Raw genomic sequence first — 3,272 nt, forward strand, 5'->3', positions numbered from 1 at the left:
ACAAAAAGTATAAATTTAATTTTTATCAGAATCAAAAGAATTAATTAATATCCCTTAATAAAAAACTTGTTATTAATTTCCCTGACAAGATCAGCTTCTTTAAGTTTGTTAAAATACTGCCAGACAGAATTTTTGTGTTTAAAATTAAACTCTGTTGCAATCTTTTCAAAGCTGGGAAGTGGTTCTTTGCCGTATAATTCTTTTAATTTCTCAAAGAATATTTTTTGTTTTTCTGTAAGCATATTATCATTATAGACAGTTGTCTATAAATGTCAAATAAAATTTTCATCAGGATATGAAATAGCTTGCCATAATACATTATATTTGTTTAAAATCATATCGTAGATTGCATAAATAAAAAGTTGTGAGCATTTAAAAGAAATGGCAAAAATCAAAAAGCAGACAATAAGTTTTACGCAACAAGATGTTAAAGCCAGAGAAAACAGTTTTGCCCTGACCGGATATGAGAGAGTCACAACTTTTAATTTTAATGAAGAAGATAAAGAAGCGAGTATCTACACATATAATAAAGCTTTGATAAGTAAGCTGGATAAGTATTGCCAAGAATTCCCCCAATTATATAAATTAACAAAAACCGATAAATACGGAAAATATATTTCTAAAACTTATACTGTTCCAAAAGAAATGATTTCTGTAAGATTTCCAACAGCTCTGCCCGAAAAACAAAGCAACGTTTTAAATAATATGGCAAAGAAAAGAATCGAGTCTGAGGCTCTAAAGCAGCATAGTTCAATGCAATTAAGTCTGTTAAATATTAATTAATTTACTATTGTTGCCATTTCGAAGAGTTTACTTTAAATCCATTTTTTCTTAATAAAAAATATTACCATTAAAAGCCCTACAAAAAACATAGAAAAGATTGTTATATAAAAACCTGCCGGATGTTCTAACGGAGGCATTTTATGAAAATTCATCCCGAAGATTCCTGCTATAACGCTTGCAGGAAGTAAAACAGCAGAAATTATCGTAAGAAATTTTATAAGGTCATTTAGTTTTTGGGTTGATAAGTTCATCTGAATAAGAAAAAGATTTGAAATAGTGCTGCTTTGTTTATCAATTTTATCAAGGATTTTATTCAGGTGGTCATAAATATCCTTAAAAAAGATATTTTCCTCTTCATTTACTATTGAATAAAATCCTTTGCTCGCATTCAAAAACACACCTTCTTCCGCAACAACAATACTTCTTATTTCAGTTAAAAGCTCTTTTATAGAGTTTAATCCTATTATTATCTTTGGTTGGTTTGGGGCTTTAAAGAGTTTGTTGCCCATTTTATCGATTTTTATATCTAAATTTTCAACAACTGACTGGTAACCATCGATTATGTGGTCAATTACTGTGTGAAAAAGCATTGAAGAATTTTTGTGTATATGGTTTATTTTGGATTTAAAAGTATTTTTTACTGTGTCCACTTCTTCAATAAGTGTATGTCTGTATGTAAGCACGTAATTTTTACCGATAGCAATGTCGATTTCATCAAATTTGACTTCTTCCCCGTTTAAGTTCTTTATAGCGTAAACTATTGAAAAACTGTAATCCTGAAACTCTTCAAATTTCGGGTTTTGTCCTGATATTGTGCAATCTTCAATATTTAACGGATGAATTTTAAGGACATTTTGAAGAAGGTCTTTAATTTCCTGAGACGGATAAATATCAGGAGCATACTCAATGTCAACCCATATAAGGTTTTCAGGATTACCAACAGAGGCGGAAACTTCATCTATTTGGATATTTTTAACTTCCTGAAGATTTCTGTTAAAAAGCAATATATCAATCATTTTTAATTATTTCTCCAAAACAGTTAACACACTATTTTTAAATATTAAATCAAAAAGTCTAAAACGAGAAACATTTCATATAATATAATTCTGTAAAATTGCTAATTTTTAAGTAGGTTCAAAAAAGCAAAAGATAGAAAATGTGTATTGAATTTTTGCTTAAAAAAATTGCACTTAAATTTTTCTTCAATTCGTAAAAAAAGGATATATTCTAAAAAACTATCATTTTACAAAATCAGAAATGCCAATTTGATAGAAGAAATTTTAAGCGAATAAAGTTTGGCTTGAAATCAAAAATGATATAACAGGTGTTTTAAATTGAAAGTTACATAACAAATCTTATCAGCATAATTTCAAAATGCGATTTTATAGCTGGATAAACTTACGTCTTTAAAAATATATTCTATTGTAAAGAACTGTTTCAAAACATTATTTAAATAAAAAGTCTGCATTTATAGCTTAAAAAACATATTTTTGTTTAATATTTTTATAATTATTGTTTATATGCTCATTAAATTATAAATACAAGCTGGTAATATTTTTATATTTTGTTAAATCTTAGGTTATATAGCATTATATTTATTTTCAAAATTTAAAATCCAAAATAACTTATAAATAGTTGCTTTGTTTTTATATCTATTAGTAATAATTAGCATATTTACTGCATATTTGTAATGATTTTATGTTTTTTATCCTTATTTCAAACAAAATGTGAATAATAATAATAGAATCACCCAAAAAATCTAATTGACATTGCTCTTTAGCAGGATTAATATACCATTCATTAAATAGATAGTAATAAATATATGTAATCAGGAGACGAATTTATGAATGTTACTTATGTATTTCAAGTAGCAGTATTATTAGCGATTTTGACAGGTTTAGCCTTACTTTTAGGCGAATATATGGCTAAAGTGTTTGAAGGCAAATTTAATTTTGCACCGGAAAATTGGATTTATAAATTTCTTAAGATTGAAAAAAACAAGGAAATGGACTGGAAGACTTATACTTTCAGTCTTTTAATTTTAAATATAATAGGAATAGTATTTCTGTTTATATTACAGGAAATTCAGTATTTTATGCCGTTGAATCCTCAAAAACTTGCAAGTTTAAGATGGGATACGGCTTTAAATACTGCCGTTTCTTTTGTAACTAATACAAATTGGCAGGCTTACAGCGGTGAACAGACAATGAGCTATTTAACTCAAATGCTTGGAATGACTGTTCAAAATTTCTTATCTGCTGCGATTGGTATTGCTGCTGCAATAGCATTTATTAGAGGATTTTCGAGAAAAACGACAACTGAAATCGGAAATTTTTGGGTGGATTTAACACGTTCTATAGTTTATATATTATTGCCTTTATCAATAATATTTTCTATTTTCCTCGTTTCACAGGGAGTTATTCAAAATTTCAACCCTACGCTTGGAGTTTCTTCTTTTCCTTTTTTTTACGGACAAGTTTTACTACTTC

Annotated in this window: 4 protein-coding genes; 2 read left to right on the forward strand and 2 right to left on the reverse strand. The window is 27.6% G+C overall.

Annotation, left to right across the window (positions count from 1 at the left end):
* Positions 1-44: 44 nt before the first annotated feature.
* Positions 45-242, reverse strand: a complete 198-nt coding sequence (locus tag WCG23_13175; protein ID MEI8390823.1) for a hypothetical protein — start codon at positions 240-242, stop codon at positions 45-47.
* 139 nt (positions 243-381) lie between these two features.
* On the opposite strand from WCG23_13175, the gene WCG23_13180 reads away from it, so the two are divergent.
* Positions 382-783, forward strand: a complete 402-nt coding sequence (locus tag WCG23_13180; protein ID MEI8390824.1) for a hypothetical protein — start codon at positions 382-384, stop codon at positions 781-783.
* 32 nt (positions 784-815) lie between these two features.
* Here the strand turns inward: WCG23_13180 and WCG23_13185 are convergent, their stop codons facing one another.
* A complete protein-coding gene (locus WCG23_13185; GenBank protein MEI8390825.1) occupies positions 816-1,799 on the reverse strand; it encodes a magnesium transporter CorA family protein in 984 nt (327 codons plus the stop codon).
* Positions 1,800-2,626: 827 nt separating this feature from the next.
* Here WCG23_13185 and WCG23_13190 point away from each other — a divergent pair.
* On the forward strand, positions 2,627-3,272 hold a 646-nt coding region (locus tag WCG23_13190), incomplete at its 3' end, for a potassium-transporting ATPase subunit KdpA (GenBank protein ID MEI8390826.1).

It is taken from the genome of bacterium, from assembly GCA_037147175.1.
In the GTDB taxonomy this organism is placed as follows: Bacteria; Cyanobacteriota; Vampirovibrionia; order Gastranaerophilales; family UBA9971; genus UBA9971.

What these genes read in the sequence shown, in the direction of transcription:
- WCG23_13175 (MEI8390823.1), bottom strand. Translation starts at nt 242, where the DNA reads ATGCTTACAGAAAAACAAAAAATATTCTTTGAGAAATTAAAAGAATTA.
- WCG23_13180 (MEI8390824.1), top strand. Translation starts at nt 382, where the DNA reads ATGGCAAAAATCAAAAAGCAGACAATAAGTTTTACGCAACAAGATGTT.
- WCG23_13185 (MEI8390825.1), bottom strand. Translation starts at nt 1,799, where the DNA reads ATGATTGATATATTGCTTTTTAACAGAAATCTTCAGGAAGTTAAAAAT.